General features: G+C 71.8%; 22 protein-coding genes and 1 pseudogene. 18 read left to right on the top strand and 5 right to left on the bottom strand.

Annotated elements, in window-relative coordinates; all coding sequences use genetic code 11:
* The first annotated feature begins 3 nt into the window (after positions 1 to 3).
* Positions 4 to 1,797: an ABC transporter permease subunit gene (locus ACIRP7_RS35580; protein WP_403668027.1), complete on the top strand. Its 1,794-nt coding sequence runs from the start codon at positions 4 to 6 to the stop codon at positions 1,795 to 1,797.
* Complete coding sequence (locus ACIRP7_RS35575) at positions 1,794 to 3,011, top strand: MDR family MFS transporter (RefSeq protein ID WP_403668024.1); 1,218 nt, start codon at positions 1,794 to 1,796, stop codon at positions 3,009 to 3,011. The genes ACIRP7_RS35580 and ACIRP7_RS35575 overlap by 4 nt, the downstream gene beginning before the upstream one ends.
* A gap of 833 nt (positions 3,012 to 3,844) precedes the next feature.
* Here ACIRP7_RS35575 and ACIRP7_RS35570 read toward each other — a convergent pair.
* Both ACIRP7_RS35570 and ACIRP7_RS35565 read right to left on the bottom strand, forming a co-directional pair.
* Positions 3,845 to 5,128 carry an MFS transporter gene (locus tag ACIRP7_RS35570; RefSeq protein ID WP_403668021.1) on the bottom strand — a complete coding sequence of 428 codons (1,284 nt, stop codon included), beginning with the start codon at positions 5,126 to 5,128 and terminating at the stop codon, positions 3,845 to 3,847.
* A gap of 115 nt (positions 5,129 to 5,243) precedes the next feature.
* Positions 5,244 to 6,188 carry a LysR family transcriptional regulator gene (locus ACIRP7_RS35565; RefSeq protein WP_403668018.1) on the bottom strand — a complete coding sequence of 315 codons (945 nt, stop codon included), beginning with the start codon at positions 6,186 to 6,188 and terminating at the stop codon, positions 5,244 to 5,246.
* A gap of 135 nt (positions 6,189 to 6,323) precedes the next feature.
* Here ACIRP7_RS35565 and ACIRP7_RS35560 point away from each other — a divergent pair, with 135 nt between their 5' ends.
* The 9 genes from ACIRP7_RS35560 to ACIRP7_RS35520 all read left to right on the top strand — a co-directional run bounded on the left by ACIRP7_RS35560 (position 6,324) and on the right by ACIRP7_RS35520 (position 14,769).
* Positions 6,324 to 7,301 (top strand): fumarylacetoacetate hydrolase family protein, encoded by a 978-nt coding sequence (locus ACIRP7_RS35560; RefSeq protein WP_403668015.1) that lies wholly within the window; start codon positions 6,324 to 6,326, stop codon positions 7,299 to 7,301.
* Entirely contained in the window at positions 7,298 to 8,275 is a 978-nt protein-coding gene (locus ACIRP7_RS35555; protein WP_403668012.1) for a cyclase family protein, read from the top strand. Before ACIRP7_RS35560 ends, ACIRP7_RS35555 begins: the two co-directional genes overlap by 4 nt.
* Before the next feature lie 115 nt (positions 8,276 to 8,390).
* Entirely contained in the window at positions 8,391 to 9,539 is a 1,149-nt protein-coding gene (locus tag ACIRP7_RS35550) for an FAD-dependent oxidoreductase (RefSeq protein WP_403668009.1), read from the top strand.
* Entirely contained in the window at positions 9,536 to 10,570 is a 1,035-nt protein-coding gene (locus ACIRP7_RS35545; RefSeq protein WP_403668007.1) for an amidohydrolase family protein, read from the top strand. The genes ACIRP7_RS35550 and ACIRP7_RS35545 overlap by 4 nt, the downstream gene beginning before the upstream one ends.
* An 11-nt stretch (positions 10,571 to 10,581) precedes the next feature.
* On the top strand, positions 10,582 to 11,532 hold the full coding sequence (locus tag ACIRP7_RS35540; protein WP_403668004.1) for a VOC family protein: 951 nt from the start codon (positions 10,582 to 10,584) through the stop codon (positions 11,530 to 11,532).
* Between the two features lie 84 nt (positions 11,533 to 11,616).
* Positions 11,617 to 12,582 (top strand): fumarylacetoacetate hydrolase family protein, encoded by a 966-nt coding sequence (locus ACIRP7_RS35535; RefSeq protein ID WP_403668002.1) that lies wholly within the window; start codon positions 11,617 to 11,619, stop codon positions 12,580 to 12,582.
* 11 nt (positions 12,583 to 12,593) lie between these two features.
* A complete protein-coding gene (locus tag ACIRP7_RS35530; protein WP_403667999.1) occupies positions 12,594 to 13,331 on the top strand; it encodes an SDR family NAD(P)-dependent oxidoreductase in 738 nt (245 codons plus the stop codon).
* 23 nt (positions 13,332 to 13,354) lie between these two features.
* Positions 13,355 to 14,137, top strand: coding sequence for a CoA transferase subunit A (locus ACIRP7_RS35525; RefSeq protein ID WP_403667996.1), 783 nt, complete (start codon positions 13,355 to 13,357; stop codon positions 14,135 to 14,137).
* Positions 14,134 to 14,769, top strand: coding sequence for a CoA transferase subunit B (locus ACIRP7_RS35520; protein ID WP_403667993.1), 636 nt, complete (start codon positions 14,134 to 14,136; stop codon positions 14,767 to 14,769). Before ACIRP7_RS35525 ends, ACIRP7_RS35520 begins: the two co-directional genes overlap by 4 nt.
* 133 nt (positions 14,770 to 14,902) lie before the next feature.
* Here ACIRP7_RS35520 and ACIRP7_RS35515 read toward each other — a convergent pair whose 3' ends face one another.
* Positions 14,903 to 15,031 carry a hypothetical protein gene (locus ACIRP7_RS35515; RefSeq protein ID WP_403667990.1) on the bottom strand — a complete coding sequence of 43 codons (129 nt, stop codon included), beginning with the start codon at positions 15,029 to 15,031 and terminating at the stop codon, positions 14,903 to 14,905.
* A 579-nt stretch (positions 15,032 to 15,610) separates the two neighbouring features.
* Between ACIRP7_RS35515 and ACIRP7_RS35510 the strand changes: the two genes are divergently transcribed.
* A complete protein-coding gene (locus ACIRP7_RS35510; protein WP_403667988.1) occupies positions 15,611 to 16,060 on the top strand; it encodes a GNAT family N-acetyltransferase in 450 nt (149 codons plus the stop codon).
* 19 nt (positions 16,061 to 16,079) lie between these two features.
* On the opposite strand, the gene ACIRP7_RS35505 is transcribed toward ACIRP7_RS35510, so the two are convergent.
* Complete coding sequence (locus ACIRP7_RS35505) at positions 16,080 to 16,877, bottom strand: CDP-alcohol phosphatidyltransferase family protein (protein ID WP_403668258.1); 798 nt, start codon at positions 16,875 to 16,877, stop codon at positions 16,080 to 16,082.
* Positions 16,878 to 16,998: 121 nt separating this feature from the next.
* On the opposite strand from ACIRP7_RS35505, the gene ACIRP7_RS35500 reads away from it, so the two are divergent.
* From ACIRP7_RS35500 to ACIRP7_RS35480, 5 genes and pseudogenes are all read left to right on the top strand, one after another.
* Positions 16,999 to 17,979: a zinc-binding alcohol dehydrogenase gene (locus ACIRP7_RS35500; RefSeq protein ID WP_403667985.1), complete on the top strand. Its 981-nt coding sequence runs from the start codon at positions 16,999 to 17,001 to the stop codon at positions 17,977 to 17,979.
* A 116-nt stretch (positions 17,980 to 18,095) separates the two neighbouring features.
* Positions 18,096 to 18,494, top strand: a complete 399-nt coding sequence (locus ACIRP7_RS35495) for a 6-carboxytetrahydropterin synthase (RefSeq protein WP_210575166.1) — start codon at positions 18,096 to 18,098, stop codon at positions 18,492 to 18,494.
* A gap of 5 nt (positions 18,495 to 18,499) precedes the next feature.
* A complete protein-coding gene (locus tag ACIRP7_RS35490; RefSeq protein ID WP_403668255.1) occupies positions 18,500 to 19,675 on the top strand; it encodes a glycosyltransferase family 4 protein in 1,176 nt (391 codons plus the stop codon).
* Positions 19,672 to 20,679, top strand: coding sequence for a class I SAM-dependent methyltransferase (locus ACIRP7_RS35485; RefSeq protein ID WP_403667981.1), 1,008 nt, complete (start codon positions 19,672 to 19,674; stop codon positions 20,677 to 20,679). The genes ACIRP7_RS35490 and ACIRP7_RS35485 overlap by 4 nt, the downstream gene beginning before the upstream one ends.
* Positions 20,676 to 21,863 (top strand): annotated as a pseudogene (locus ACIRP7_RS35480) (YbhN family protein); the annotation flags it as partial. The gene ACIRP7_RS35485 and the pseudogene ACIRP7_RS35480, both read left to right, overlap by 4 nt.
* A 65-nt stretch (positions 21,864 to 21,928) precedes the next feature.
* Here the strand turns inward: ACIRP7_RS35480 and ACIRP7_RS35475 are convergent.
* The gene (locus tag ACIRP7_RS35475) at positions 21,929 to 22,690 is read right to left on the bottom strand and encodes a creatininase family protein (protein ID WP_403667979.1); all 762 of its coding nucleotides are present in this window, start codon (positions 22,688 to 22,690) and stop codon (positions 21,929 to 21,931) included.
* 38 nt (positions 22,691 to 22,728) lie between these two features.
* On the opposite strand from ACIRP7_RS35475, the gene ribA reads away from it, so the two are divergent.
* Complete coding sequence (gene ribA, locus ACIRP7_RS35470; protein ID WP_352381117.1) at positions 22,729 to 23,388, top strand: GTP cyclohydrolase II; 660 nt, start codon at positions 22,729 to 22,731, stop codon at positions 23,386 to 23,388.

The raw sequence follows: 23,388 nt of genomic DNA, 5'->3' as shown, positions 1-23,388 counted from the left end.
TCCATGGGGCACCGCGTGGCCACCCTACTGTGGCGTGTCCTGCTGGCGGCGGCCCTGGTGTGCGGGATCGGCCTGCTGCCGTGGCTGTCCCGCACCGACCCGGCGCTCACCGTCCTCAAGGCGCGTTCCGCGGACCGCGACCCGACACCGCGGGTCCTGGCCGACATCCGGGCCCAACTCGGCCTGGACAAAGGCCCCTTGCACCTGCTCGGCCAATGGCTCGGCGGACTGCCCCGCGGGGACGCCGGCCGGTCCTGGCTGAACGGCACACAGGTCACCCCGACCGTCGCCCAGGCACTCGGGGTGACCCTGCTGCTGGTGACGGTGGCGCTCGTGATCGCCGCCGTCACCGCCGCCCTGGTGTGCGCCCGCACGCTCCGGCTCGGCGCGCACCGACGCCTCGACGGGCGCCGGGCCGGGGGCGGCGCCTCGGCGATGCTCGCCGCGCTGCCCGAGTTCCTCACCGCTTCGGTCCTGGCCACCGTCGTCGGCGTACAGCTCGGCTGGCTGCCCGCCCTCGGCTGGTACGGCCCCCGATGGACGGTCCTGCCCGCCCTCGCCCTCGGCCTGCCCGCCGGGGCCGTGCTCGGCCGCCTCCTCGACGACCTCCTGCCCGGCGCCTTCGTCGAACCCTGGGCGCTGGCCGCGGACGCCCGCGGACTGCCGGGCCGTACGGTCGCCGCCAAGGCGGTCCGCCGCTGCGTCCCCGCCCTGCTGCCCAACCTGGGCCTGTTCGTCGTGGGCCTCACGGCCGGCTCCGTCGCCGTGGAGCAGATCTACGACATCCCGGGCCTCGGCCGCACCACCCTCCAGGCCGCCCTCGCGCAGGACCTGCCGGTACTCCAGGCCGGCACCCTCGCCCTGCTGCTCCTCGCGGTAACCGCCACCGGCCTCGCGGCACTCGGCGTCCGCCTCCTGGCCGGCCCGGCCCTGCGCGACGGCGCCCTCGACTCCCTGCACCGCCCGCGACGGCCCACCCGCAGCACCCTGCCCCTCGTGTACGGCGGCCTCCTGACCGCCGTCATCGCGGTCGGTCTGGTCCGCGACCCGCTCGCCCTGGACACCGGGGCCCGGCTCCAACCCCCCTCCTGGGCCCACCCGTTCGGCACCGACGCACTCGGCCGGGACCTGCTCGCCCGGGTCGGACACGGGGCCCTCGACACCCTGCTGACCGCCCTCGCCATCAGCGTCACCGCACTGGTCGTCGGCGTCCTGCTCGGACTGCTGCCCCGGCTGTCCGGGCCGCTCGTCGACACCGTCAACGCCGTACCGCCGGTGCTCGCCGCGCTGCTCGTGACCGCGGTCGCCGGGAGCGGCGCCACCACGCCCGCGATCGCCGTGGCCACCGTCTCCTGGGCGGCGCTCGCCGCACACACCTCCGCACTGCTCCGGCAGGAACACGCCACCCCGCATCTGACGGCCACCCAAGCCCTCGGGGCGAACCGCTGGTACCTCCTGCGGCACGAACTGCTGCCCGCGATCCTCCCGCCCGTCACCCGGCACGCCCTGCTGCGCCTGCCCGGCGTCGCGCTGGCCCTCGCCTCACTCGGCTTCCTCGGCCTCGGCACCCAGCCGCCGTCCCCGGAGTGGGGACTGCTCCTGGCCGAGAACCAGCCCTACGCGGAACGTGCCCCCTGGGCCGTCCTCGCGCCCGCCGCCGCACTCGCTCTGCTGGGCGCGCTCGCGGTGAGTGCGGCGGGCGGGGTGCGGTGGCCGCGACGGCGCGCAAGTCGTCGTACGGCCAAGGAGCGGGCTGAACTGGCCTTGCCTTCGCGGGAGTTGGTGAAGGCCGGATGACGACGTCCACGCCGGTCCATCCGCCGAGGACCACCGCCCGGCTCTCTCCGCTGCTGCGGCTGCTGATCCTCACCCAACTCGCCTTCAACATCGGCTTCTTCGCCGTGCTGCCCTTCCTGTCCGAGCACCTGGGACAGACCGTCGGCATGGCGGGCTGGCTGGTCGGATTCGTGCTGGGGCTCCGGACCTTCAGCCAGCAGGGGCTGTTCGTGGTGGGCGGGGCGCTCGCCGACCGGTACGGGATCCGGCCGGTCGTCCTCGCCGGATGCGCGCTGCGGATCGCCGGGTTCGCCTGGCTCGGGTACGCCGAGGGGACGGGGGCGGTCATCGGGGCCGTCCTGCTCATCGGGTTCGCCGCCGCGCTGTTCTCGCCGGCGGTGGAGTCCGAGGTTGCCCGGCAGGCCGTCGTCCATGAGGAGGCGGGTGGTCAACGCACCCGTGTGCTGGCGCTGTTCACGGTCGCCGGGCAGGCCGGTGCCTTCGTCGGGCCGTTGCTGGGTGCGCTGTTGCTGTCGGTGGACTTCCGCACGGTGTGTCTGGCGGGTGCCGGGGTCTTCGTGCTCGTCCTCGCCGGGCACGCGTGGATGTTGCCGCAGCACATCCCGGGGCGGCGGCGGATGCGGCTGGGGGGCGGTTTGGGGGTGCTGCTCCGCAACCGGCGCTTTCTCGCGCTGTGCTGCGCGTACGGCGCCTACCTGCTCGCCTACAACCAGCTCTACCTCGCCCTTCCCGATGAGGTGGAGCGCGCGACCGGTTCGCAGTCGGCGCTCGCCTGGCTGTTCGCGCTGTCCTCACTGCTGGTGGTGACCGCCCAGCTTTCCGTCACCCGCTGGGCCGGCTCCCGGCTGTCGCTGCGCCGCTCGATGGTGGCCGGACTGCTGCTGATCGGGGCCGGGTTCGCGGTCGTCGCGATGTCCCGTCCCGCCGACTGGACCGGTACGGCGGGCTTGTTGCCCTCGGCCGGATTCATCGTCCTGCTCACCCTCGGGCAGATGCTCGTCGCACCCGCGGCCCGGGCCTGGGTACCCGACCTCGCGGAGGAAGGCCGGCTCGGCCTCTACACCGGGGCGCTCTCCTCGGTCTCGGGGCTGATCGTCCTGGCCGGCAGCTCCGTCACCGGCTCCCTCCTGGACGCCGGACTGCCGGCCGTGGTGCCGTGGCTGGTACTGGCCGCGGTACCGGTGGCGGCGGTCGGGTTGTTGCCGCGGCGGTAGAACGAACGGGCCGGGAGGGCGAAGGAAGTCCGGTTCCGGCCGGCAGTGCGGCTCTGCGGACGCCGGTTACGGGCACAGACCGAGGACCGGCGCCTTGGAGGGGCGGTCGTTCTTCGAGACTCTGCCGTACGTCTCCACAGCTGATCCCGTATGCCCGGGACGCGGCGCACGGGGGCCAGGTGCTGCCGCCCCGGGCAGGGACTTCGCGGAGGGCACAGCCGCTGGGCGGGTCAGATGGCGTTGAAGGGCTCGGTGTCGGCAACGAACTCGCCAGGTGGTTCAGGCGGCCCGGCCGGGAGCGTGCCGGGCCGTTCTGTGGCCGGGCCGGGAAGCCGCTGGGCCGCTCAGTGGCTGGGCCGGCCCGGGAGCGTGCTGGGCCGTTCTGGGGGTGGGGCCGGAATACGAGCGAAACGTGCCACGGCCTTGTTTCACCGCTGGTAGAGGCCAGCGCGGGTCGCCTTGATAGGGATCGTCAGGATTCCGTCATCCTGGCCCCTGTGATCTTCGAGGTGTGTGTTGGCATCGATCGACCGCACCGCCTACCCGAGGTTCCCCGGGACCGTCACGGCGCGGGAGCTGGTCGAGTCGTTCACACCCACAGCGGACGAGGTCGGCTGGGCGCGAGGGAAGACGACCGCTGACCAGACCTTCCTCGTGCTGCCGGTGTACATCTTGGGTTCAAGGAGTCGTCGCAACACGGACAAATGCGATCAGGCGCTGGAAGCCGCGCATCAGGTCGGCTTCCCTCTGGTCTGCAAACCGGCCTCACTGCCTGGACCTGGTCCGTACCGGACAGCGCCGCCCTCGACTCGCCCGTCGCGGGTGGCTTCGTCCTACTGGGGCAACGGTGCGACGGCCGCGGCCCTGCGCCGGGCGGTCAGGAAGAGGCCTGCCGCCACAACGGCCGAGGCCAGGCCGAGCAGGCCGACGGCGGCGGCCAGGGTGCCGAGGGCGGACTTGGCCGCGATCAGCACCAGGGGGCAGATGAACTGGCCGATGAAGAAGGACGCGGTCCACAGGCCGGTGCCACGGCCGCGGTCGGCGAAGTCCAGCTTGGACATGGCGATGGTGAGCAGGGAGGGCAGCAGGAGACCGGTGCCGAGGCAGTTGAGCACGGCGCCGACGATCAGCAGCGGCGCGCTGTCCGCGAGCCACATCACCGCGAACCCGGCCGCGCACAGGGCGAAGACGAGTGGCAGCCGGGGCCCCGGGGCCCCGCGCAGCTTGGCGAAGGTGATCGCGCCGACCATGGTGGCGGCGCTGGCGGTGGCTGTGGCCAGCCCGATCACGCTGGTCGCCGTCACGCCGAGGTCGTCCAGCAGGTAAGACATCTCCACCGGGGCGGTGTAGAAGACGAGGGCCCCGAACACGGTGAGTCCGCAGATCCCGCCCAGCTGCCGGAGGGGGAACGAGCGCTTCGGGGCGACCGCGGTGTCCGTGCTCTCCCCGTCCTCGGCGGCCGCACCGGTGGCCGCGGTCGGCTTCGGCAGCCCGATGGCCATGAGCGGGGCGATGAGCAGGCTGACGGCGTAGATCCAGAACGGAGCCCGCCAGCCGGCCGACCCCGCGGCACCGCCGATGACGAAGAAGGCGGTCGCGGAGGCGGAGGCGCACATGGTCTGAAGGGCGAGGTAGCGGTCCCGTACCCGACCGCTGTAGTAGTCGCCGATCAGCGTGGTGCAGCAGGTCATGATGGCGGCCTCGGCGATACCGACCAGGGCGCGGCTGGCCACGATGGCGCCCAGCGACTCCAGCCACAGCGGGGCGGTGCCGAAGATCGCGTACAGCACGGTCGCGGCGATCAGCAGGCGCTTGCGGCCGAGCCGGTCGACGATGACGCCCGCGAAGGGTGCCAACAGGCCCAGCGCCAGGGCCGGGACGGTGAGGGCCATCGGGACCAGGGCGCCCGCGCCGGGCACGTCGGCGAAGTGGTCCTGCATCTTGGGCAGCACGGGGGCGATCAGGACGGCCCCGAGGATCGGTAGACAGCTGCCGGCCATGAGGAGGGAGACGCGCAGCCGGTGCGCGGCACCGGACGTCGGAAGGATCACACCGGGCGGCGGCACGGGTTCCGCGTAAGCGGGCGGGGACGATGGCGATGGCACGGAAGGGGGCATGCGGGAACTCCATGTGGCGAGGGGAGGGGCGGCACGCCATCGGGACACGGAGACACCGAGGAGAGGAGCGTGCGGAGGATCTGGGGTCGACTATGAGTGAGCGGCCCAGCCCTGCCTAGCCTCTGTCCGATCGATCTCCCGGATCGCGATCATCCTTGCCGTGGATGGTCTCGGCGACCCGGACAGCTGTCTTCCGCAGCCAGATGTGCGCCGCGTCGTGCGTGTGCACCGGGTGCCACCACAGGGCTTCCCGGAGCGGCACGGCGTCGTAGGGCGGATCCACGACCCGTACGGGGACGAGTCCGTCCAGCCGGTCGGCGAGATGCCCCTGGATCAGGGCGATCCGGCGGGTGCCCGCGACCAGGAGGGGCATCAGCTGGAAGCTGTCGACGGAGACCTCCACGCGCGGCTCGATACCGAGCATGCCGATCTGACGGGCGGCGGGTGCGTCGTACGTGCGCTGGTACGTCACCCACGGCAGCCGGGCCAGGTCGTCGAGGGTCAGCTGCTCGCCGACCTCGGGGTTGTCGTCGGCGACGAGGTAGACCCAGCGGTCCCGGTAGAGCTCCACGGCGGGAAAGTCGCTGATGATGCCGTGCGGCAGCAGCAGACCGTCGGCGGTGCTGAGCAGCGCAGTGGTGTTCTCGGTGATGTCCGTCGGGGGCTGCTTGAAGCGCAGCCTGATCCCCGGCGCCTCGGTGTGGACGATGCGGGCGAGTTCGGCGCCGAAGACTGCCACCGCGTAGTCGGAGGCGAGCAGGGTGAACTCGTGCTCCTCATGGGCGGGGTCGAACACTGCCTGGCTGGTGAAGACGCGTTCGAGCAGGTCGCAGGCGGTGGCGGTGCGGTCGAGGAGGGCCAGGCCGAGGGCGGTCAGTTCGTAGCGTCCGCCGACCCGGGAGAGCAGGTCGTCGTCGAAGTGGCGGCGCAGCCGGGCCAGGGCGGCGCTCATGGCGGGCTGACTGAGGCCGATGCGTCGGCCGGCTCTGGTGACGTTGCGCTCTTCGAGGAGGGCACGCAGGGCGACGACGAGGTTGAGGTCCAGGCTGGCCAGGTTCACGCGGAATCCCTGTACGGAATAGGAGACATGGGGCCTCGGTATTTGCTTCCTGGATACCGGGCATCCAGAGAATCGATTTCCCTGATCGCAATGTACGGGCCAGATTGGTGGCACCGCAATCAGGAGGACATCTCCGTGAAATCCGCAGCCACGACGGCACCCCTCTTCGCCGGCCCCTTCGCCCTCGGCACCTTCTCCGCCCCGGGCCGGACCCCGTCCGCAGGACTGGTGCTCCCGGAGGGCAGGGTGCTGGACCTGGGTACGACCGCCCTCGCTCTCCTGGAGCGCTGGGACGAGGAACTGCCGCGCCTGCACGGCCTCGCGGGCGATCCGGCCGGTGACTGGCTGTCGCTCGACGACCTGGACGTGCACGCGCCCGTCGAGCCCCGGCAGATCTTCCAGTCCGGCGCCAACTACCGGCAGCACGTGATCGACCTGGAGGTCGCGCACCGCGCCCCCGACGACCCGCGCACCGTCGAGGAGGCCCGCGCGGAGATCGCGGCGATCATGGACCAACGGGCCGCCGAGGACCTCCCGTACGTCTTCATCGGACTGCCGACCACGATCACCGGCCCGTACGACGACGTCGTACTGCCCTCCTGGGCCAGGAAGCCTGACTGGGAGCTGGAGCTGGCCGCGGTGATCTCCCGCCCCACCCACCGGGTCACGGTGGAGGAGGCGCTGGAACACGTCGCGGGCTACACCATCGCCAACGACCTCACCGACCGGTCCACCGTCTTCCGCCGGGACATGCCAGCCATCGGCACCGACTGGCTGCGCTGCAAGAACGCGCCCGGCTTCACCCCGCTCGGCCCCTGGATCGTCCCGGCCGGGTCCATCGCCGACCCGTCCGACCTGCGGGTCACCCTGAAGCTCAACGGCGAGACCATGCAGGACGAGTCCACCAAGGACATGATCTTCGGCGTGGCGCGGTTGGTCTCGTACATTTCCCAGACCGCCCAACTCCTTCCCGGCGACCTGGTGTTGACCGGCAGCCCGGCCGGGAACGGCATGCACTGGGGTCGGCTGCTGCGCGACGGCGACGTGATGGACGGCTCTGTCACGGGGCTCGGTGCCCAGCGCACCCACTGTGTCGCGGAGGAGGCGTCGTGATCGACCGCACGACTGTGCCTGATGCAAAAGACGCCGAGGGCGCGATCGCCGGGGCCGCCAAGGCGTACTCCAACTGGGGCCGTTGGGGTGAGGACGATGTCCTCGGCACGCTCAACTTCCTGGACGCCGAAAAGCGCCGCGAGGGCGCGGCCCTCGTCCGCGACGGCGTCAGCTTCTCGCTCTCCCAGCGCTTCGACATGCACGGCCCGCAGAAGGGCTGGCGGCGGCGTACGAATCCGGTGCACACCATGCTCGACACCGGCACCGACGCCGCCCTGGGCAACCAGGGCTTCCCGCACGGCATCGGCGGTGCCGACGACGTGATCGCGATGCCACTGCAGTGCTCCACCCAGTGGGACGGACTCGGCCACATCTTCGACCATGGCAAGGCATGGAACGGGCGGGCCGCCGAGAAGGTCGTCACCTCCGACGGCGACCTCGTCACCGGCATCGAGCACATGGCGCCGTACGTGGCCGGGCGGGGCGTCCTCCTCGATGTGGGCCTGGTCGTCGGCCAGAACGGCGAACTGCCTGACGGCTTCGCCATCACCGAGGAGCACCTGGTCGCCACCGCCGAGGCGCACTGCGTCACCGTCGGCCGCGGCGACCTCGTCCTCGTCCGCACCGGACGGCTGGCCCGCGCCAGGCGCGAGGGCTGGGGCGAGTACGCGGGCGGCGCTTCGCCCGGGCTGAGCTTCACCACCGCCGGCTGGCTGCACCGCAGCGAGATCGCCGGGATCGCCACCGACACCTGGGGCTTCGAGGTCCGGCCCAACGAGTTCGACCACGCCTTCCAGCCGTTGCACCAGGTCGCCATCCCCAACATGGGCCTGCTCATCGGCGAGATGTGGGACCTCGACGCCCTCGCCGACCACTGCGCGGCCGACGGGCGCTACGAGTTCTGGCTCACCGCCGCTCCACTGCCCATCACCGGAGCCGTCGGCTCCCCCGTGAACCCGATCGCCGTCAAGTAACGCTCCGTACCGGCGGGGGTGGGCCGCGCCCGGACAGCCCGGACAGCCCAGCCCATCCGGCCCGCACCACCACCCCTGCCGCTCCAAGTCGCGCGGCCTCACCGCAGGGAGACCCATGACCGACCCCCGCCCCCGCACCGTCCTCGTCATCGGCGGCGGCGCCTCCGGCAACGCCGTGACCGTGCTGCTGCGGCGAGCGGGCATCACCGTGGACCTGATCGAGGCCAAGCCCGACTGGAACGTCCTCGGCTCCGGCATCACCCTCCAGGGCAACGCGCTGCGCGTGCTGCGCGAGCTCGGCGTGTGGGACAAGGTCCAGGAGAGCGGCTACGCCTTCGACTCCGTGGGCCTGGCCACGCCCGACGGCCACGTGTTCCACGTCCAGCAGGACATCCGTACCGGCGGCGAGGACCTGCCCGCGACCATCGGAATGCAGCGGCCCCGGCTCCAGGAGATCCTGTGCGAGGCGGTCCGGGCCAGTGGTGCGACGGTCCGCCTCGGCACCACCGCCGACGAGCTGGTTCAGGACGGGGCCGGCGTCACCGCCCGCTTCAGCGACGGCACCGAGGGCCGCTACGAGCTCGTCATCGGCGCCGACGGTCTCAACTCCCTGACCCGCGCGATGATCGGCATCAGTGAGAAGCCCGAGCCGACCGGCATGGCCATCTGGCGCGTCGCCGCACTCCGCCCGGCGGGCCTGGAGCGCACGGACCTGACCTTCGGCGGGCCCTGCTACATCGCCGGCTACTGCCCCACCAGCGAGAACACCATCTACGCCTATCTCGTCGAAGCCAACCGCGACCGCGCCTCCATCGACCCGGCCTCGTACGCGGACGAGATGCGGCGCCTGGCAGCCCCGTACGGAGGCGCCTGGCCCGAGATCGCCGCGAGCATCACCGACCCGGCCAAGGTCAACTACACCTGGTTCGACCGGCTGCTCGTCGAGGGTTCCTGGCACCGCGGCCGGGTCGTGCTGGTCGGCGACGCCGCCCACGCCTGCCCGCCCACCCTCGCGCAGGGCGCGGCCATGTCGCTGGAGGACGCCTCCGTGCTGGCCGAGCTGCTGAGCGCGGAGGAGTCGTGGGATTCCCTCGACTCCCTCGACGACCTGCTGACCCGCTACCACGAGCGCCGCATCGACCGTGTCCGCATGGTCGTCGAGGCCTCGGTGCAGCTCGGCCAGTGGCAGCTGGACGGCGTCCGTGACGCCGACGTGCCCGGTCTGATCGGCCGCACGATGTCCGCCCTGAAGGAGACCCCGTGACGACCCCGGACACCCTGGACGCCCTGGCCACCCCGGCAACCCCCACCATCGACGTCCACGCGCACGTCCTGCTTCCGCAGGTCGAGGAGGCCGTCGCCGGACACCCCGGGCTGGCCGCCGCCCGCAGTCTCGACGCCCGCCGCAACGGCCCCGAGGCCCTCGCCGTCAGCGGGCCGATGGTCCGCGACCGCATCCCTCGGCTGACCGACGTCAAGGCCCGGCTCACCACGATGGACGCCTCCGGCGTCGACGTCCAACTGGTCTCGCCGTCCCCGTCGCACTACCACTACTGGGCCGACGCGGACCTCGCCCGCACGGTGTGGGAACTGGCCAACGCCGGCACCGCCGCCCACGTTGCGCAGGCCCCGGACCGGCTTCTGGGACTGGGCCTCGTCCCGCTCCAGTACCCGGACCTCGCCGTCAAGGCCCTCGACCACGCCCTCGGCCTGGGCCTGCGCGGAGTGGAGATCTCCAGCCACGCGCCCGGGCGCGAACTTTCGGACCCGGCGTACGACACGTTCTGGGCACTCGCCGAGACGACCGGGGCGGTGCTCTTCCTGCACCCCTTCGGCTGCACGCTCGACGAGCGCCTGGACCGCTGGTACCTGTCCAACACCGTCGGCCAGCCCACCGAGAACGCCATCGCGCTCTCCCACCTCATCTTCTCCGGCGTGCTGGACCGCCACCCCGGCCTGAAGGTGATCGCCGCGCACGGCGGCGGCTACCTGCCCACCCACATCGGCCGCTCCGACCACGCCTGGCGGACCAGACCGGACACGCGGGGCTGCGCGTCCGAGCCGAGCAGCTACCTCAAGCGGCTGTACTTCGACTCGCTCGTCCACGACCCGCACGTCCTGCGCGAACTGATCCGGGTGGCTGGCCCCGACCGCGTCCTGCTCGGCTCGGACTTCCCCTTCGACATGGGCACCGAGGACCCGGTCGGCGCGCTGCGCGCCGCCACGGACCTGCCCGACCCCCACTTCCACGCCGTACGCGGCGGCAACGCGGCAGCGCTGCTGCGCCTCGCCTGAGGAGCCCCGACATGACCAACGCCCTGCCCCACCGCCTGCTCACCCACCTGCGGCACGTCGACCTCGCCGTGCCCGACTACGACAAGCAGCTCGACTTCTACGCCGGAGTCTGGGGCCTGACAAAGATCGCCGAAGACTCCGGGATCTCCTTCCTGGCGGCAGAGGGTTCACCAGAGCAGTACGTCGTACGGCTCCGCAAGGCAGACGAGAAGCGGCTCGACCTCGTGTCCTACGGTGCCGCGTCGGCCGCCGACGTGGACACGCTCGCCGATCAACTCCTCGCAGCTGACGTGCAGTTGATCTCGCAGCCGGGCAAGGTCGACACCCCCGGCGGGGGCTACGGCTTCCGCTTCTTCGACGGCGACGGCCGCACCATCGAGGTCTCGGCGGAAGTCGAGGCCCGGCGGCACCGGCGTATCGAGGAGAAGGAGGCCATCCCGGTCCGCCTCTCGCACGTCGTCCTCAACTCGCCCGACCTGGACGGCACCCGCGCCTGGTACGAGCGCCACCTCGGCTTCCGGCTGTCCGACACGCTCAGCTCCCCGCACATGGGCGAGGTCATGCACTTCATGCGGATCAGCAACCAGCACCACTCGATGGCCCTCGCCAAGGGTCCGCACACCTCCCTGCACCACGTCTCGTTCGAGATGCGCGGCCTGGACGAGTACATGCGGGGCTCGGGGCGCGTGATGCGTTCCGGCGCCCGCAAGGTCTGGGGGCCGGGCCGCCACATGGCGGGCGACAACACCTTCACGTACTTTCTCGACCCGCATGGCAACACTGTTGAATACACAACGGAGTTGGAGGAGCTCGACGAGGACACCTGGCATCCGCACGTCTACGACTTCTCCCGGCCCGAGGTCACCGACCAGTGGGGCACGGCGAACCCGATGAACGAGCTGGTCGCCAAGGAGTCCTTCAACGACGTCGACCGCGGTGTCTTCGTCGCCCCGCCGGTCTGAGCCCCCTCGGCTCGGGCGCGGATGTCCATGCCCTGGCTCCGCCCGCGCCCCCGGTCCACTCCTACGCAATACCCCAGGATTGCCATGCGCTTCGCCACGTACGAACACCACGGCCGCCGCAGCGTCGCCACCGTGAATGACGACGGCACCCTCCACCCCTTCCCCGGCCGCGCCTCGCTGCTCGACCTGCTCCGGGCGGGCCCCGCGGCCCTGCGTGAGGCGGGCAACGCCACGCTGGACGTGCCGGGCGGCCCGCATGTCTCGCAGGTGCGACTGCTGCCGCCTCTCCCGCCGCCGTCCGTACGGGACTTCGTCACCTTCGAGGAGCACGTCGAGGGCGTACGGCGCAGCATCGACAACGCGGCCGGGGTCCCTGACGCCTGGTACGACGCGCCGACCTTCTACTTCACCAATCCGTACGCCGTCATCGGCGCCCACGACGACGTGCCCGTGCCGCCCGGCTCCTCGGTCCTGGACTTCGAACTCGAAGTCGCCGCCGTCATCGGCCGCGAGGGCCGCGACCTCACACCCGAGCGGGCCCGCGACCACATCATCGGCTACACGATCTTCAACGACTGGTCCGCCCGCGACCTCCAGTCCGCCGAGATGAGGGTGGGGTTGGGCCCCTGCAAGGGCAAGGACACCGCCGCCACCCTCGGCCCGTACCTGGTCACCGCCGACGAGCTGGAGCCGTACCGGGACACCGACGGTTTCCTGGGGCTGGCGCTGACCGCCTCGGTGAACGGCGAGGTGGTCGGCGAGGACCTGCTGTCCAACATGAGCTGGACCTTCGAGGAGATGGTCGCCTACGCCTCGCGCGGCACATACGTCCGTCCCGGCGATGTGCTCGGCTCCGGCACCTGCGGCAACGGCGGCTGCCTGGCCGAACTGTGGGGCGTACGCGACCGCCAGGACCCGCCACCGCTGAAGCCCGGCGACACCGTCACCCTCACCGTCGAGGGCATCGGCACCGTCTCCAACACCGTCGTGCCCGGCGCCGGACCCGTACCGATCCCCCGGGCCCGCAAGCGCCCGCGGCTGCGCCCGTGAACCGCGGGGCCGTGAACAGGCTGGACGGCAAGGTCGTCGTCGTCACCGGAGCCGCGCGCGGACAGGGCGCGGCCGAGGCCGAGGCGCTGACCCGCGCGGGAGCGGTGGTCGTCGCCGCCGATGTGACTCAGGCGCCGGGCTGTCTGCGCCTGGACGTCACCGACGCGAAGGAGTGGGCGGCGCTCGCCGAAGAGCTGCGCTGCCAGTACGGACAGGTCCACGGCCTGGTCAACAACGCCGGCATCACCTGGCGCGCGCGGCTCCACGAGGTCACGCCCGAGGACTTCGCCCGCGTCCAGGCGGTCAACGTCACCGGCCCGCTCCTCGCCATCCAGCACCTGGCGCCGTTGATGCCGCCGGGCTCGTCGATCGTCAACGTCGGCTCCTCCGCCGGGCTCACCGGGCACTACCCGGTCGCGTACACGGCCAGCAAGTGGGCGCTGCGCGGCCTGTCGAAGGCGGCCTGTGTCGAGCTGGGCCCGCGGGGCATCCGCGTGAACACCGTCCATCCCGGTTTCATCGAGACCGAGATGACCGCTTCCGCCGCGCCCGCCTTCCGCGAGGCGAACATCCGCGAGACGCCGCTGGCCCGCACCGGCACCGTCGACGAGATCACCCCGCTGGTGGTCTTCCTCCTCTCCGACGACGCCTCCTTCATCACCGGCGCCGAGATACCCGTCGACGGCGGCTTCACCGCACACGGCGGCGCCAAGTCCATCTCCGACGCCCTGCGGTCGGCCTCCGACTGACTTCCGGCTGAAAGGACCCATACGTGAACAAGGTCAGCGCGAGCGCCGCCGCGGCGGTCGCCGACATCCACGACGGGGCCTCACTGGCAGTCGGCGGCTTCGGCCTGTCCGGCATACCGGCCACCCTCATCGGCGCCCTGCACGCCCAGGGCGCCACCGGCCTGAAGGTCGTCTCCAACAACTGCGGCGTCGACGGCCAGGGGCTGGGCGTTCTCCTCGCCGAGGGCCGCATCAGCCGTGTGACGGGCAGCTACGTCGGGGAGAACAAGGAGTTCGCCCGCCAGTACCTCAGCGGTGAACTGGAGGTCGAACTCGTCCCGCAGGGCACCCTCGCCGAGCGGCTGCGAGCCGGCGGCGCCGGCATCGCGGCCTTCTACACCCCGGCGGGCGTGGGCACACAGGTCGCCGACGGCGGCCTGCCCTGGCGCTACGCGCCCGAGGGCAGCATCGCCGTCGCCTCCCCGGCGAAGGAGTCCCGCACCTTCGGCGGTCGCGACCACGTCCTCGAACACGGCATCACCACCGACTACGCCCTCGTCCGCGCCTGGCGCGGAGACACGCACGGCAACCTGGTTTTCAACAAGGCCGCCGCCAACTTCAACCCGCTGGCCGCCATGGCCGGTCGCATCACCGTGGCTGAGGTCGAGGAGCTCGTCGAGCCCGGAGCCCTCGGCCCCGACGCGATTCACGTCCCCGGCATCTTCGTACAGCGGGTCGTGGCCCTCACCCCCGCCCAGGCCGCCGACAAGCGCATAGAGCACCTTCGAATTTCCGCGCCTTCGACACGAGGGACCGTACGCGCATGAGCTGGACCCGCGACCAGATGGCCGCCCGCGCCGCCGCCGAGCTGACCGACGGCAGTTACGTCAACCTCGGCATCGGCCTGCCCACCCTCGTCCCGGGCCACCTTCCGCAGGGAGTTCACGTCGTCCTGCACTCCGAGAACGGCATCCTCGGCACCGGCCCGTACCCCCACGAGCATGAGGTCGACCCCGACCTCATCAACGCGGGCAAGGAGACCGTCACCGTCCTCCCCGGCGCCTCCTTCTTCGACTCCGCGCTCTCCTTCGGCATGATCCGCGGAGGCCACATCGACACCGCCGTCCTCGGCGCCATGCAGGTCTCCGCCACCGGCGACATCGCCAACTGGGTGATCCCCGGCAAGATGGTCAAGGGTATGGGCGGCGCCATGGACCTCGTCCACGGCGCCCGCCGCGTCATCGTCCTCATGGAACACACCGCCAAGGACGGCAGCCCCAAGATCCTCGACGAGTGCACCCTGCCCCTCACCGGCAAGGCCTGCGTCCACCGCGTCATCACCGATCTCGGCGTCATCGACGTCACCGACAACGGTCTGCTTCTCGTCGAGACCGCCCCCGGCGTCACGGCCGAGGCCATCACGGCGGTCACTGCCGCGAAGCTGCACACCGCCACCTGAGGCACGCCGACCTGGCCGCGGCGTACAGCCGGGCCAGTAACAGGCCTTCGTTGAGGAGGTGTAAGCCCACCTGGTCCAGTCGCTACCGCATGTGCGCACGTACGCGGCCTGGTCCGGGGGGCTGACGTGAGGATTACCCCCGCCGTGTCACGGTCTCGGAGAGGTAGGAGCGGCGGCCGTCCAAGGGGATGGTGTCGCCGGTGACCTCGAAGCGGGACATCGGGCAGGCGTGCGATTCCACGCGCTTGAAGTCGTCGGCCACGAGGCCTGACTTCCTGCGGGTGCTTCAGCCGTCCAGGCGTTTGCAACCACTCATGCAACGTGAAACCCGCAGTATGATCGGCGACCGTCGCCGTGTTTCACGAGCGAACACCCATGAAACATCAGTGTCCGCGTTGTCGTCTCTTCGAGTCGGCGGACTTCCTCGCCACCCACCTACGACACCGATTCGTGCCTGTGACCTACCTGGCCGCTGGTGTGTGGCACGTTTCGCTCGTATTCCGGTCCCACGTCTTCTGTGGTCGGGCGGGGAACATGCCGGGTCGTTCTGTGGCCGGGCCGGGAACCCGCTGGGCCGCTCAGTGGCCGGGCCGGGAAGCCGCTGGGCCGCTCAGTGGCTGGGCCGGCCCGGGAGCGCGCCGGGTCGCTCTGTGGCCGAGCCTGGATCGCATCGGGCGGCTCAGGCCTGCCCGGAGCGCGAACCCGCCGGACGCCACCGGCCTTTGCGCCACGATCCGCCGAACGGCTCAGGCCCCGGCGGATCGGATCTGCCGTAGCGCTCAGGGGCGCGGCGGATCGGATCTGCCGTAGCGCTCGGGGGCGCGGCGATAGGGTCCACCCCATGGAGACTCAGGACATCCGGGTGGAGATCGCCCGGGAGGCGGACCAGGAGCTTGTCGACGCCTTCGCGCGGATGCTGCCGCAACTGTCCTCCGCGGCCGAGGCCCTCGACCTCGCCGCGCTCGGCCGCATCCTGGCCTGTGACGCCAACACCATGCTGATCGCCAGGTCGGCGGCCGGGGCGATCGTGGGCACGCTCACCCTCGTGATGTTTCCCGCGCCCGCGGGACTGCGGGCCCGTATCGAGGACGTGATCGTCGACCACGCGGCCCGCGGCCAGGGCATCGCGGGACTGCTGATCAGGGAGGCCATCCGGATCGCCCGGGAGGCCGGGGCCCGTACCGTCGACCTCACCTCCCGCCCGGACCGGGCGGCGGCCAACCGGCTGTACGAGCGGCAGGGCTTCCGGCAGCGGGAGTCGATGGTGTACCGGGTGCCGCTCACAAGCTGACCTTCGAGCCGGCAGGGCCTCAGGAGGCCACCGCCTCCGGCTCCCGCTCCCGCTCCGCCGCCACGAACTCCAGCTCCAGCAGTTCGCCCACCGCCGCCTGGTCCGCGCGGTGCGTGCGCCACAGCCACAGGACGTCTCGGCCGAACGACCAGACCAGCGTCCCCAGAGCGACAGCCACCACCCCGAAGGTCGCGGTGTACGGGAGGTATCCGGACGCCGCCACCAGCAGCAGGATCCCCTGCAGCGCGGCCACCGTCTTGCGGCCCATGCTCGGCGGCAGCGGGGCGTTGAGCCAGTTCCAGACGCGGGCCGCGGCGACGAAGCCGTAGCGCATGGCGCCGATCAGCAGCACCCACGGTCCCTGCGACATCGACACGTACACGCTGAGCACCAGGATCAGAAACGCGTCGACCTCCATGTCGAACCGCGCACCCAGCGGCGTCGAGGTGCCCGTCGCGCGGGCCACCTTGCCGTCGACGCCGTCGAGGATCAGGGCCACCGCCGTCAGCCCGACGAACAGGGTGACCGGCGGGGAGTCCTGGAAGGAGTCCGCGACCAGCGCCGTGACTCCGCCGACCAGCGTCGCCCGGCCGAGGGTCACCCGGTTGGCCGGCCCGAAGGACCGCGGCCGGGTGCGGTGCAGCGCCCTGGAGAGCACGGCCCAGGTGGCGACGGCGAAGGCGAGGCCGGTCAGCCAGCCCGCCGGCCCCATGCCTATCGCCGTGCCGAGCAGGGCCAGCAACAGGATCTGCAGACCCGCTCCCACAGCGGTCTCCTGCTGGACCAGCCTTGCTTCGTAAGTGTTGTTCAGGGCCACCGCACATTCCTCCGGCCAGATGACAGAGTCGATCAAGGCCGCGTACTGTGCGCGGCCTGTGCACATCTCGGGTACGTGACGAGGTACGTGCACGGGTTGCCGATCGTTCAGGAGGTTCTCGATGAAGGCCGCCGCACGCGCGTTCTGGCTCCGCTCCCCGGGTGAGGGCGAGATACGGGAGACCACCCTCGCGGCCCCCGGTACGGACGAGGTGCTGGTCCGCTCGCTGTACTCGGGAGTCAGCCGGGGCACGGAGACACTCGTGTTCCGCGGCGGAGTGCCCGAGAGTCAGCACGCGGCCATGCGGGCACCGTTCCAGGAGGGCGACTTCCCCGCCCCCGTGAAGTACGGCTACCTCAGCGTGGGCCTGGTGGAGGAGGGGCCCGCCGCGCTGAAGGGCAGGACCGTCTTCTGCCTGTACCCGCATCAGACGCGGTACGTGGTTCCCGCGAGCGCCGTGACGGTCGTACCGGACGACGTGCCCGCCCGACGGGCCGTCCTCGCCGGCACGGTCGAGACCGCCGTGAACGCTCTCTGGGACGCCGCCCCCCTCATCGGGGACCGGATCGCCGTGGTCGGCGGTGGCATGGTCGGCAGCTCGGTCGCCGCGCTGCTCGCCCGCTTTCCGGGCGTCCGCGTCCAGTTGGTGGACGCCGACCCCGCCCGCGCCAAGACCGCCGAGGCCCTCGGCGTCGGCTTCGCGTCCCCCGCGGACGCCCTCGGCGACTGCGACCTCGTCGTCCACGCCAGCGCCACCGAACAGGGCCTCGCCCGCTCGCTGGAACTCCTCAGCGCCGAAGGCACGGTCGTCGAGCTGAGCTGGTACGGCGACCGCCGTGTCAGCCTGCCGCTCGGCGAGGCCTTCCACTCCCGGCGTCTCGTCATCCGCAGCAGCCAGGTGGGCACCGTCTCCCCGGCCCGCGGCAACCGCAGTTACGGCGACCGGCTCGCCCTCGCGCTGAAGCTGCTCGCCGATCCGACGCTCGACGCCCTCATCACGGGGGAAAGCGCGTTCGAAGAACTGCCGGAGGTGATGCCGAAGCTCGCCCGTGGGGAAATTCCGGCCCTCTGTCATCTCGTGAGCTACGGCAAGAGCGCCTGACCTGAGAAAAGAGTGAGATACGGCTGAACACGGGGAAGCGGAGAGCCGTACTACACGGCATCCCCCGGCAGGGATCAGCCGGAGGACCAGACGCGCCGCACCTGGAGGGTCGTCCGTTGTTCAGCATCACCGTCCGCGATCACATCATGATCGCCCACAGCTTCCGCGGCGAGGTCTTCGGCCCCGCGCAGCGTCTGCACGGAGCGACGTTCCTGGTGGACGCCACATTCCGGCGCGAACAGCTGGACGACGACAACATCGTCGTCGACATCGGACTCGCCACACAGGAACTGGGAGCCGTAGTCAGCGAGCTGAACTACAGAAACCTCGACAACGAACCCGACTTCGCCGGAGTCAACACCTCCACGGAGTTCCTGGCGAAGGTCATCGCGGACCGGCTCGCCGAGCGCATCGAGAAGGGCGCTCTCGGCGAGGGCGCCCGGGGTCTCGCGGGCCTGACCGTCACCCTGCACGAGTCCCATGTCGCCTGGGCGAGTTACGAGCGTGCCCTGTGACCGACATGACCACCGGGCGGGCGGCCACGCTCGACTACGTGCCCGTACAGCACGCCGCCCTCAAGAAGGCCGAGATCATCCCGATGTCCCTGCGGTCCGTGCACTTCGTGATGCCGGGCGGTGTCGACGACCCGACCGCGCCGAGTGGCGGCAACGCCTACGACCGCAGGGTCTGCCTGGACCTGCCCGGCTTCGGCTGGCAGGTCGAGCGGCACGCGGTGGCCGGCAGCTGGCCCCGGCCGGGAGCGGCGGCCCGTACCGAACTGGCCGGCACCCTGCGGGACCTGCCCGACGGCACCGTCGTCCTCCTCGACGGCCTGGTGGCCTGCGGCGTCCCGGAGATCGTCGTCCCCGAGGCGGAGCGGCTGCAGCTCGCCGTCCTCGTCCACCTGCCGCTCGGCGACGAGACCGGCCTCGAACCCGGGCTCGCCCTCGAACTCGACGCCAAGGAGCGCGAGGTGCTGCGGGCCGTGCCCGCCGTCATCGCCACCAGCGACTGGGCCGTGCGACGGCTCGTCTCGCACCACGGCCTCGCCCCCGAGCGGGTCCACGTCGCCACCCCGGGCGCCGACATCGCCCCCCTCGCCTCCGGCACCGACGGTCTCTCCCGGCTGCTGTGCGTGGCCGCGGTGACGCCCCGCAAGGGACAGCACCGGCTGATCGAGGCCCTGGCCGGCGCGCAGGACCTGCCGTGGAGCTGCGTCTGCGTCGGCGGGATCACCCAGGACCCCGAGTACGTCGCACACCTGCGGATGCTCATCAAGAAGTACGGCCTCCAGGACCGCCTGCACCTCGCGGGACCGCAGGCCGGCGCCGAACTCGACGCCAGCTACGCCGCCGCCGACCTCATGGTCCTCACCTCCTACGCCGAGACCTACGGCATGGCGGTCACCGAGGCCCTCGCGCGCGGCATCCCGGTGCTGGCGACCGACGTCGGCGGACTGCCGGAGGCCCTCGGACGCGCCCCCGACGGCGGGGTGCCCGGCATCCTCGTCCCGCCGGAGGACCCCGCCGCCCTCGCCGCCGAACTGCGCGGCTGGTTCGGCGAGGCGGACGTACGACGCAGGCTCAAGGCGGCTGCCCGGGGCCGGCGGGCCGCCCTGGACGGCTGGGCGACCACGGCCCGCAGCCTGGCCGGAGTACTCGGCCGACTCCCGAGCGAGCCCAGGAGGGCGGCATGAGGAAGACGGCGATCCAGCAGAGCGGGAAGATCCCGGCCCAGCCGGGACCTCGGGAGGTGGCGTCCGTGCAGCCTGGTGTGTCCTCCGACGCGGACTCGGTCATCCCCGGTGCCGGGCCCAGCACCCGCCCCGGCGAGCGTCCGACCGTGCGCCTCAGGGACGCCGGGCCCGACGACGGTCCCCGCTACGCCCCCGAGTGGCTGGAGCTGCGGGAGGGGCCCGACGCGGCCGCGCGGGCCGGTGACCTGCTCGACCCGCTGCGGATCAGGCTGGCCAACCTGCCGGGCAAGGCCGGCCTGGTCATCCACGACCTGGGCTGCGGCACCGGCTCGATGGGCCGCTGGCTGGCGCCCCGCCTGGACGGCCCCCAGCACTGGATCCTGCACGACCGGGACCCCTACCTCCTGCACTTCGCGGCTGTCGCCTCCCCGCGCTCCGCCGCCGACGGCAGCCGGGTCACCGTCGAGACCCGCCGCGGTGACGTCGGCCTCCTCACCCCGGACGCCCTCGCCGGCGCCTCCCTGGTGACGGCCTCCGCGCTCCTGGACGTCCTCACCCGCGAGGAGATCGGCACCCTCGCCGCCGCCTGCACGGGTGCCGGCATCCCGGCCCTGCTCACGCTCTCCGTCGCCGGACGGGTCGAACTGAGCCCGTCCGACCCGCTGGACGAGGAGATCGCCGACGCGTTCAACGCCCACCAGCGGCGCGGCGGACTGCTCGGCCCGGACGCCGTCACCTTCGCCTGCGAGGCGTTCTCCGAACGGGGCGCGACGGTACGGCTGCACCCCAGCGCCTGGCGTCTGGGCCCCGACGAGTCCGCGCTCACCGCGCAGTGGCTGCGCGGCTGGGTCGGCGCGGCCGTCGAGGAACGCCCCGAACTGAAGGAACGCGCCGAGCGCTACCTCCGGGACCGCCTGGAGGCCTGCAACGCCGACGAGTTGAAGGTCGTCGTCCACCACAGCGACCTGCTGGCGCTGTCCCGGCCGACGGGCGGAGCGTCATGAGCGTGGAGACGGTGCAGCCGGACACCGGGCGGCCGAGCCTGCCCGTGCGGCGGTCCCCGGCAGCCGTCGAGCCGCCGTCCTTGTCCGCCCGGGCCCGCACGCTGCGGGCAGAGATCGTCCAGACCCGGGACGAGGTGCTCACGGCGCGGGCCGACGCCCTCGTGGCCCGGGCCCGGATCCTCGAGGCGGCCGGAGAGTCCGTCACGGACCTGACCGCCGCCGCCGTCTCCCCGGACCGCATCGGTGTGATCGTGACCGAGGTGCGGCCCCGGTCCGCCCAGGCCCCCCGGTGGCGTACCGCACTGCGCGCGGTCCTCAACTCCCGTGCCCTGCGCACCCACTTCGGCACCGTCGCCGGCGTCACCATCCTCGCCCTCCTGCTGTGGCGCCTCGGCACCGGCGTGTTCCTGGACGGGCTGCGCCGGATCGACGGACCCGCCGTGCTGGCGGCGCTCGCGATCGGCGTGCTGACCACCGTGTTCAGCGCCTGGCGCTGGCAGTTGGTGGCCCGCGGGCTGCGCATCCGGCTGCCGCTCCGCGAGGCCGTGGCCGACTACTACCGGGCCCTGTTCCTGAACGCGGCCCTGCCCGGCGGTGTCCTCGGCGACGTGCACCGCGCGGTGCGGCACGGGCAGAGCGCCGGCGACATGGGCCGCGGGGTGCGGGCGGTCGTCCTCGAACGGGTCGCCGGCCAGATCGCGTTGGCGGTCGTCGGCGGTGCCGTGCTGCTCACCATGGAGTCCCCGGTGCTGGCCGAGGCCCGCCACCTCGCCCCCGTCGTCGGCCTCGCCGCCCTCGGTGCGCTCGCCGTCGTCGTGGCCCTGCGGATGAACCGGGCCCCCTCCACCCGCCGGGGCCGGGCCCTGCGCAAGACCCTCGGCGAGGCCCGCGAGGCACTGCTGTCCCGCCGCAACTGGCCCGGTGTCGCGCTCTCCTCGGCCGTCGTCCTCACCGGCCACCTCGGGATGTTCGTGCTCGCCGCCCGCATCGCGGGCTCCGGTGCCTCCGTCGCCGTACTGCTGCCGCTGGCCGTGCTCGCCCTGCTCGCCATGGGACTGCCCCTGAACATCGGCGGGTTCGGCCCCCGGGAGGGCGTCACCGCCTGGGCGTTCGCCGCCATGGGCCTCGGCGCGGGCGCCGGCCTCGCGACCGCGATCGTGTACGGCGTCCTCAGTTTCGTGGCGAGCCTGCCGGGCGCGGCCGTCCTGGTCGTCCGCTGGTACCAGGGACTGCGACGCCCGGCCAAGCCCTACTCGGCGTCGGCCGCGGTCAGCAGCGAGAAATACGTTCCGAAGGAGGCCGCGAGGCTCTCCAGCAAGGCTTTCCCTTTTTCCGCCGAGCCCAGCGAAGGGCGCCCGATGACACCGGAATCGGTGTAACCGGACATGCCGAGGGTGAGGAGATGACGACGGTCGTCCGCGACGAAATCGGAGGTCTCGTAACCGGGGCGGAGACATTCCGGGTGCGCGTGCAGAAGAATGGAGGTCTCGATTTCTCCCGCATGCATGTCGGTGAGCAACGAGGTGACCACACCCGCCTCTTCACGGGCCGCCTCCCAGTCCTCCGCGGCCGGGAACAGCGCCATCCGCTCCCCGCGGGCGGAAGCCTCCTGGACGACATTGCCCAGCACGTAGTTCCCCCCGTGCCCGTTGACCACGACCAGGGCCTCGACGCCCGAGCGGCGCAGCGAGGCCGCGATGTCCCGAACCACCGAGTGAAGGGTGACGGCGGAGATGCTGACGGTCCCCGGCCAGGCCGCGTGCTCGTGCGAGCAGGAGATCGTCACCGGGGGGAGGAGGTGCACCGGGTACGCCGCGGCGATCTCCCGCGCGACGGCACAGGCGACGAGGGTGTCGGTCGCCAGCGGAAGGTACGCACCGTGCTGCTCGAAGCTCCCGACCGGAAGAACGGCGACCTGTGTTGAGACGCCCGCCCCTCGCGTCCGTACGTCTTCCGCAGTGTCCGTCGGCACCAGACCGTGCGCCGCCGACCCTATTCCCGAACCGCTCATCTTTTCACGGCCTTTCGTCTCTGCTTAGGAAACAGATCATGACAGATAAAGTTGGCGTCCTCGGCAAGAAGGCACCACAGCGCACCGGCGTGGAACGCGTGGTGAATGCCCCGCTGCCCACCGTGTACGGGAAATTCCAGGCGGTCGGTTACCTCGATCACGACCGCGGTGACGAACAAGTCGCCCTGGTCCACGGAGACATCGGATCGGAAGACGTCCTCGTGCGGCTGCATTCCGAGTGCCTGACCGGTGACGCGTTCGGCTCCCAGCACTGCGAGTGCGGCGACCAGCTGGATGCCGCGCTGCGCGCCGTGGTCAAGGCGGGCAGCGGCATAGTCGTCTATCTGCGGGGCCACGAGGGCCGGGGCATCGGACTGCTCGCCAAGCTGCGCGCGATGGCGCTGCAGGCGGAGGGCCTGGACACCGTCGAGGCGAACCTCGCGCTCGGCCTGCCGGTGGACTCCCGCGACTACGGCGTCGCCGCCGGGATCTTCCACGACCTGGGCGTGAACTCGGTCCGCCTGATGTCCAACAACCCGCGCAAGCGCGAGGCGCTGCAGCGGCACGGCATCAAGGTCTCCGAGACGGTGCCGCTGCTCATCACGCCGTGCGAGAGCAACATCACCTATCTGCGCACCAAGCGGGAGCGGATGGACCACCACCTGCCCCACCTGGACGCGGTGGCCCACCTGTCCTGA

The organism is Streptomyces sp. NPDC102270, from assembly GCF_044766405.1.
GTDB lineage: Bacteria > Actinomycetota > Actinomycetes > Streptomycetales > Streptomycetaceae > Streptomyces.
Note: the sequence above shows the minus strand (reverse complement) of the source record. Positions and strands in the feature narration are given on the sequence as shown.

What these genes read in the sequence shown, in the direction of transcription:
- ACIRP7_RS35575 (WP_403668024.1), top strand. Translation starts at nt 1,794, where the DNA reads ATGACGACGTCCACGCCGGTCCATCCGCCGAGGACCACCGCCCGGCTC.
- ACIRP7_RS35520 (WP_403667993.1), top strand. Translation starts at nt 14,134, where the DNA reads ATGAGCTGGACCCGCGACCAGATGGCCGCCCGCGCCGCCGCCGAGCTG.
- ACIRP7_RS35535 (WP_403668002.1), top strand. Translation starts at nt 11,617, where the DNA reads ATGCGCTTCGCCACGTACGAACACCACGGCCGCCGCAGCGTCGCCACC.
- ACIRP7_RS35580 (WP_403668027.1), top strand. Translation starts at nt 4, where the DNA reads ATGGGGCACCGCGTGGCCACCCTACTGTGGCGTGTCCTGCTGGCGGCG.
- ACIRP7_RS35485 (WP_403667981.1), top strand. Translation starts at nt 19,672, where the DNA reads ATGAGGAAGACGGCGATCCAGCAGAGCGGGAAGATCCCGGCCCAGCCG.
- ribA (WP_352381117.1), top strand. Translation starts at nt 22,729, where the DNA reads ATGACAGATAAAGTTGGCGTCCTCGGCAAGAAGGCACCACAGCGCACC.
- ACIRP7_RS35550 (WP_403668009.1), top strand. Translation starts at nt 8,391, where the DNA reads ATGACCGACCCCCGCCCCCGCACCGTCCTCGTCATCGGCGGCGGCGCC.
- ACIRP7_RS35500 (WP_403667985.1), top strand. Translation starts at nt 16,999, where the DNA reads ATGAAGGCCGCCGCACGCGCGTTCTGGCTCCGCTCCCCGGGTGAGGGC.
- ACIRP7_RS35475 (WP_403667979.1), bottom strand. Translation starts at nt 22,690, where the DNA reads ATGAGCGGTTCGGGAATAGGGTCGGCGGCGCACGGTCTGGTGCCGACG.
- ACIRP7_RS35490 (WP_403668255.1), top strand. Translation starts at nt 18,500, where the DNA reads ATGACCACCGGGCGGGCGGCCACGCTCGACTACGTGCCCGTACAGCAC.
- ACIRP7_RS35510 (WP_403667988.1), top strand. Translation starts at nt 15,611, where the DNA reads ATGGAGACTCAGGACATCCGGGTGGAGATCGCCCGGGAGGCGGACCAG.
- ACIRP7_RS35540 (WP_403668004.1), top strand. Translation starts at nt 10,582, where the DNA reads ATGACCAACGCCCTGCCCCACCGCCTGCTCACCCACCTGCGGCACGTC.
- ACIRP7_RS35570 (WP_403668021.1), bottom strand. Translation starts at nt 5,128, where the DNA reads ATGCCCCCTTCCGTGCCATCGCCATCGTCCCCGCCCGCTTACGCGGAA.